Here is a 6410-nt window from a genome sequence, read left to right on the forward strand (position 1 = left end):
CGCAGTTCTTCTTTCCGGTGTGGTTCGTTTTAGGGCTTAACTTCCTGGTGTTGCTCCGGTCTTTCCGGCTGACGATGATATGTGCGTGCATATCACTGTCACTGTCACCGTCCCGGTTGAAGTGGATCTTTGCGTAATATTCCACATCATCGCTTCTCAAGCCTTTTCCGAAGCCCTCCGCATAGTTTCTCATCACATCCTGTCGTATGTACCGCCGTAAGGCTTCCGCACGCTCCTGCGGAGTTCCGCCCATGCAGCGCAGCTCCTTCTCTGAAGGGCTGACAGTGATAACATAGAACTTTGCGTCAGTCCGGCTTAACTTAGCCTTGTTGTTGTCTATCTTGAATGTGACCTCCCTTGCGCTCACGTAGTCCCGGAACTGGTTGAAGAATGGCTGCACCTCCTCCCCTTTCTTCATCCTCTCCAAATCCTCATGCTGGAGATAGTTCGTCACCGCAACGCAACTGCCTGTATTGGCATATGTGCCGTTACCGCCTCCCTGTATCTTCACGTTCATATCTTTTCCCTTTTGTTCTTCTCGTCCTTGTACAAGGCTTTTATATCATCGAAAAGCCCGGCTTTTCCTTTCGCATCGATATAGCTTGCGATATAGGAGAAGATCTTCTCCTGCCTTTGCGTCACAGCGTCCAGCCTTGCATAAATGGCTTGTTGGTTCTTCAGAAGCATATCCCTCGACTGACTGACTGCCTTTTCCGCCCGGTCCAAAGCCTGCTCCCTTATCCCGGCAAGGCTTGCAAGGTCACGCATGAATAGGTCATTGTCTTTTTGGTATTGGCTGAACTTTTTTTCCGTAAGTATCGAGTCCATGCTCATGGTCACTCTCATGCTTGTACTGCCCATGGCTTCACAAGCCGGACGCAAGAAATCCTGCTCCTGCTTCCTGATGAACGCTATCACCTGATCACAGCGTTTGATAAGTTTCTGCATTTCCTTTGCCGGGCTTTCATGCTCAACCGGATTGATGCCGTACTTCTCGAAGTACTCCAGCGCACAGGAAAGGAAGTCTTTCTTTGATACATTATTGGACTTTGCCAGCCTGTCAAGCCGGGCAAACGTTTTCCGGTCAATGGTTACCGAGGTGGTTGTTTCCTTATCCATACAATTGCGATTTTAATTGCTACTTATATTATTAAATCTCTGATTTACAAAGATATGATTTTAGCCACAATTTCAAAATAATTGTGGCTAAAAATCTTAAACGGCTGATTTTCAGCCGTAGCCCCGCAGGGCAAGAGGAAAAAACAGGGCTTGCCCGGTTTCCTCTTGCTGTTCTTTCGGCTGCTTCGCATCCGGCGAACACCCTCCCCTGCGGTACGGCGAAAGCTCGTACAAGGGGGACGGGGAGAAGTCGGAGCGAGGCACTAAGAAAGAACCTATTCCACAAACAAAAAAACACATAAAAACGACACAACAGGCTGCATAAAATAAACACAAATTGTTTCGCTATATGGAAACAAAAGATTATCTTTGCAACACTAAAAAACTTTATATGGAAGCAAAATCAAGATTCAAGGTCAAATTATCCAACGAAGCCCAAGAGTTTTTAGACGGATTGCCCAACAAGGTACGTGAGAAGATCATTAGCAATATTCGTAAATCTACCTTTGTAATTGATCCAGATTTATTCAAGAAATTGGATGATACGGATATTTGGGAATTCAGAACGTTCTATAACAAAACCAAGTACAGGCTTCTTGCTTTTTGGGATAAGGACGATAAGATAAACACTCTGGTAATCGCAACGCATGGGTTTATCAAGAAAACCCAAAAGACACCTCCCAAAGAAATAGCCAAAGCCGAAGAGATTAGAAAAGATTATTTTAATTCAAAAAGATAAAGCGTATGGAAGCAAAGAAATTTTATACACTCGAAGAAATCGAGGATAAATACATCGGGGAAAAAGGTACTCCCAAACGTGATGCCTACGAAGAAGAACTTAACTCCTTTTTGATAGGTGAAGCCATTAAACAGGCTCGCCAATCAAAGAACTTAACCCAAGAGGAGTTAGGTAATCTGATAGGAGTGCAGCGTGCTCAAATCTCCCGAATTGAAAACGGTAAGAACTTAACCTTTTCCACCATTGCAAGAGTTTTTAAGGCTATGGGGATAAGTGCTAAACTTGAAATCGGAAGCATGGGAAAAGTTGCGTTATGGTAACTAACTATATAACAAAAAGTTATATCAAATCCGGGAGCGAAAACGCATCCCGGAAAATTCTCGCTTTATACATAAAAAATCATAATTAAACACATATTAACACGCGGGAAAATTCGCTCGATTTACCCCGCTGCGCTTGGCTTTTGCTTTGCTTTCACAAGTATTCAAAAACTCGTTTTTAGGCTATTTCCGTTTTTCTTGACCTCCTAAAATCTCTTTGACTTGTTTTAAAGCATAGCTTGTTATATGCTTATCAACTTTTGAAATTGCATTTATAAATTACTAACTATCAACAAATTATAGCAACACAAAAGGGATTAAAAACGAGTTTTTGAATGTTATAAACGAGTTTTTGAATGTTATTTTGCTCTTTAAAAACGAGTTTTTGAATGTTTTTGTGGAGATACATTTTTCAATCTCGTTTTTAATTTCTATATTTGCGAACATTCAATCTCTCGTTTTTAAAATTACATGAATATGGCTGTAAAGATTACGAACAAAGACGTGATACAGAGTTATTTAATGACCGTATCAAAGTATAACTTTTCCGTGTACGAAAAACGCATTTTGTACCGTCTTGTAGAAGCTATGCAATGTGAACTTGAAGGAAAAAAACTATATCCCGGGCTGCGAATCGAGAAGAATTTGTACGATGACAGGGTTGTTTTAATGCCCATTTCTGCGTTTTTAGCCAACGATGACGATGAGAACTATACCCGTGTGAAAAAAGCCCTTTTAGACCTTAGAAACAAGGCTTTTGAGTTCGATGACGGGCAGGTATGGAAAGTGATAGGTATTATCGAGAAGCCACAATTCAACTATAAAAGGGGCTGGGTAAGATTTGAGATACAGCCGGAAATATATAATGCCGTACTCAACTTCTCAAAGGGATTCAGGAAATATGAGCTTAAAACGGCAATGGAATTTACAAGCCAATACTCGATGCGGTTCTATGAGCTTATGAGCGGACAGGAAAGACCCTTGATTTATACAATCGAGGACTTAAAAATCATGTTCGGCGTACAAGACAAATACAAGCGAAACCCCGACTTTATCAAGTGGATTGTAAAGCCTGCGAAAGAAGAATTAGACGCCAAAAGCCCCTATTCCTTTGAATACAAAATCTTAAAGGACGGACGTTCTTTCCATTCACTAAAACTATATCCAAAATACCAGCCGGAGCACAGGGACGAGGAACTCGAAAAGCACGAACTACAAAAACAGGTCAGCTTAGGGTGGGACTTAGACAGGCTCATACGGAACTATCTAAAACAAGACCTGCTATTCACAGACCAAGAGATAAAGAACAACATAGACCTTTTCAAGGCTGCGCAAAAAGAGCTTGACATAATGCTAGAGCTTTCCATTCTCAAGGGAAAAGCAAGAGAAAAGAAAAACCCCAAGGGGTATATTATCAATGCAATCAAAGGGAAATTAAAAGATAGAAAATAGCTTATGAAAACAGGTGATAAAGTTATCGTACCAGCCGAAATAAACGGCTATGGCAGGGATTTACGGGCAATGGTTACAGAGATAGAGAAGTTCGCCGGGGCAATATTCGTAACAGTGATATTCACCGAACCATGTCCGGAAGCCTGCGGAAGAAATGGGGGCGTTTACCATGACTTCCAGCTAATAGCAAGATGATTTATTTTGCTATAACCGCAATAAATTGCAATAATGTTTGTGATAAATTGCTATAACAATACTTATAACTACCTTTGCAACAGAATATAGCATTTTACAGCAATGGAAAAAGGACAGGAAAGCAAGCAAAAGAGGAAAACACCGCTTACCACCATAGCGATAAGCCAAGAGTACGCCCAAAAATTAGACGAGTATTTAAACGGTACGGGTATAACTCGCAAAGAATTTGTCGAGTTATCCGTTGATTATTTCCAAAGAACCGGGTTCGACCTCCGGGGTGAAGCTTTTGACCTCTCCCCATTAGAAAAGGTTGCCGGGCGGCTGGAACAATCCGCAAAGATCATGGAACGACACAACGAGGGAACGGAAGCGGTTCGCCAGCTATTACAGGCAGTCCGGGAACAGACCGCCAAGCAACTCCCTGCGCCGGAACTGATCGCCCATGCTGCCGAAGAAAAAGCAAAGGCAGAAGCCAAAAGCGAAGAACAAGAAAGGGAGATTGCCCGGCTGCGCTCCGAAAACTCCGCTTTGCTGGAATACAAGGAAAAGGCGCACCGGGAACTGTGCCGGGTGCGTGACGAGCAAAAGACTTTCGGAAAAATACATGTAAACACTGAATTAGATGTATAAAACTAATAAACATTACTTTGTCTATCCCTAAAAACAAATACACATGTTCAAACCAACTTCTTTTGCGGAATAATAAGGCAAGGTCACTATCGCCACATGCTCTTTGTAACATTCGGATTTCTTAAATATCTTAGGATACAACCAATAAGCCAGTTTCGTGCTCAAAACACCAATACAAGCCCCTGCTACCACATCATTGAGGTAATGCCTGTCATTGTATATTCTCAAGTATCCCGTAATTGCTGCTATCGCATACCCTGCATAACCAATCCATGGCGACACATCCCTATATTCCCGGTAAAGAAATTCAGCTCCCATAAATGCCGTAGCAGTATGACCGGATGGAAAAGAATTTCGAGTATTACTATCCGGTCTTTTCTCTTTAAACGAATATTTCATCGTATTGACAATCATTCCCATAGTTGCATAAGACATTGCCAAAATTATTGTCCTGCCTTTAAAGCTATGCTTCCCTTTCACACCTGCAAGGTTTAACCCATAAACTGCGACCATTGGCGAATATTGCATATAATCATCAAACTTGATTTTATTTCTTCCTTTGGCAGAAAGGAGATCCTGCACATTCTCCCTCTGTTCTGTAAACCAGCCATCACAGACAAACAAAGCTGCTGTACCTATCCCCATGACAGGAACTAACACCTCTTTAAATTTCAATTGATACACTTCATCTAAAACAGGTTTCGGTAATTCCTTATACAAACTATCCTTCACTCCATTTTGCGCCCATATATGGGTAAAAGAAAACATGAAAATCCCTATCGCCAATAAAGATTCTCTCGTAAAAAAATATTTTTTCATCTACGCTTTTGTTGTGCGAACTATAATTCGATACGGGCACAACAAACAAATACCCCAAAGCGTAAAAAAAAGAAGCGTGGGCTTCCTTATCAACACTCTGAGGTATTTGGCGTAACCCGTATAGACGATAAGTTCCACCCACGCATAGCGCAGGCGTTCACAGAACTTATTCGTGTCTATACATCATCTAATCGCCAAATTTTCAGAGTATACCGAATAATAGTAAACGCTATTAATTATATGTTTATGTTATATCTTTAGTATTTCATGCTTTTACCATTGCCTTAATCTTTTAAATAAATACTTAATCCAATTTTGAGGCTGCAAAGATAGCGAAATATATTGAATATTAATATTTTGCCAGTCCTTCCATTTTCATAAACCCATATTTTTGCTATTATACTAAATCAAGAAGTACAGAGCGAATACTTAATACAACGGTAACAGAATGACAAAACGGACACCCCACCAAAGAGCAACATTTTTTTCTTTTTTCCTAAACACCTGCCAGCGAAGCACAGAGTATTTGTCAAGGGCGAAGGGTAAAAAATACCGCACGAGCGAAGCGAGCACAGGAGATTTTTTACCCGGAGAGTGAAACGTCCCTTGACAAATGCGGCGTGCGTAGCTACCTTTGTGCCGGAAAATAGAAAAATTACCAACTGCCCATGCCAAAACCTCTGCTCTTTTTGGGCTTCTGCCGGAGTTCCAAATCTTCCTCCTGCTGCTTCTTGGGAGTGGGCTGCTCGATGTCGGGTGTTTTCTCCACCTGTCGGATTTTTGACATCTCCGGCTCCTGCCGGGTTTGAAGCTCCGTTTTGAGATTGTCCCATTTCTCCTTTCTGATGCGCTGCGCACGCTCCACCTGTCGGGCAATTTCTGCCGGGTTGCCGTTCTTGACGGCGTTAAGGTAGTCGAAACTTTCCTCCGGCTCCCGGTCAAACCCCATTCGCCGATCAAAAGAGCTTTCACACTTCCGGAAAAAATCCGTCCGGTCAAAACTTCCCTTCACGTTGCCGCAGTTCTTCTTTCCGGTGTGGTTCGTTTTAGGGCTTAACTTCCTGGTGTTGCTCCGGTCTTTCCGGCTGACGATGATATGTGCGTGCATATCACTGTCACTGTCACCGTCCCGGTTG

General features: G+C 42.1%; 8 protein-coding genes and 1 pseudogene. 5 read left to right on the top strand and 4 right to left on the bottom strand.

All coding sequences use genetic code 11. From position 1 onward, the window contains the following. Both btgB and btgA read right to left on the bottom strand, forming a co-directional pair. A pseudogene (btgB, locus tag N5O98_RS26755) lies at positions 1-517 on the bottom strand (mobilization protein BtgB); the annotation flags it as partial. Then, the gene (btgA, locus tag N5O98_RS26760; RefSeq protein ID WP_202191178.1) at positions 514-1119 is read right to left on the bottom strand and encodes a mobilization protein BtgA; all 606 of its coding nucleotides are present in this window, start codon (positions 1117-1119) and stop codon (positions 514-516) included. The gene btgA and the pseudogene btgB, both read right to left, overlap by 4 nt. A 391-nt stretch (positions 1120-1510) precedes the next feature. Here btgA and N5O98_RS26765 point away from each other — a divergent pair, with 391 nt between their 5' ends. From N5O98_RS26765 to N5O98_RS26785, 5 genes are all read left to right on the top strand, one after another. Further along, complete coding sequence (locus tag N5O98_RS26765) at positions 1511-1858, top strand: type II toxin-antitoxin system RelE/ParE family toxin (RefSeq protein WP_117589366.1); 348 nt, start codon at positions 1511-1513, stop codon at positions 1856-1858. A gap of 5 nt (positions 1859-1863) precedes the next feature. Beyond that, positions 1864-2178, top strand: a complete 315-nt coding sequence (locus N5O98_RS26770; protein ID WP_007851388.1) for a helix-turn-helix domain-containing protein — start codon at positions 1864-1866, stop codon at positions 2176-2178. A 477-nt stretch (positions 2179-2655) separates the two neighbouring features. Beyond that, positions 2656-3630, top strand: a complete 975-nt coding sequence (locus tag N5O98_RS26775) for a replication initiation protein (protein ID WP_117589365.1) — start codon at positions 2656-2658, stop codon at positions 3628-3630. Between the two features lie 3 nt (positions 3631-3633). Next, on the top strand, positions 3634-3825 hold the full coding sequence (locus tag N5O98_RS26780) for a hypothetical protein (protein ID WP_016274500.1): 192 nt from the start codon (positions 3634-3636) through the stop codon (positions 3823-3825). Positions 3826-3927: 102 nt separating this feature from the next. Further along, positions 3928-4455: a hypothetical protein gene (locus N5O98_RS26785; RefSeq protein WP_117589362.1), complete on the top strand. Its 528-nt coding sequence runs from the start codon at positions 3928-3930 to the stop codon at positions 4453-4455. A 27-nt stretch (positions 4456-4482) separates the two neighbouring features. On the opposite strand, the gene N5O98_RS26790 is transcribed toward N5O98_RS26785, so the two are convergent. Then, entirely contained in the window at positions 4483-5274 is a 792-nt protein-coding gene (locus N5O98_RS26790) for a phosphatase PAP2 family protein (protein ID WP_229095821.1), read from the bottom strand. Positions 5275-5929: 655 nt separating this feature from the next. Then, the coding region (locus N5O98_RS26795) for a DUF5712 family protein (protein WP_269496194.1) at positions 5930-6410 on the bottom strand (481 nt) is incomplete at its 5' end.

The sequence above is a fragment of the Bacteroides sp. LFL-34 genome, from assembly GCF_027257075.1.
Taxonomy (GTDB): Bacteria; Bacteroidota; Bacteroidia; order Bacteroidales; family Bacteroidaceae; genus Bacteroides; species Bacteroides ovatus.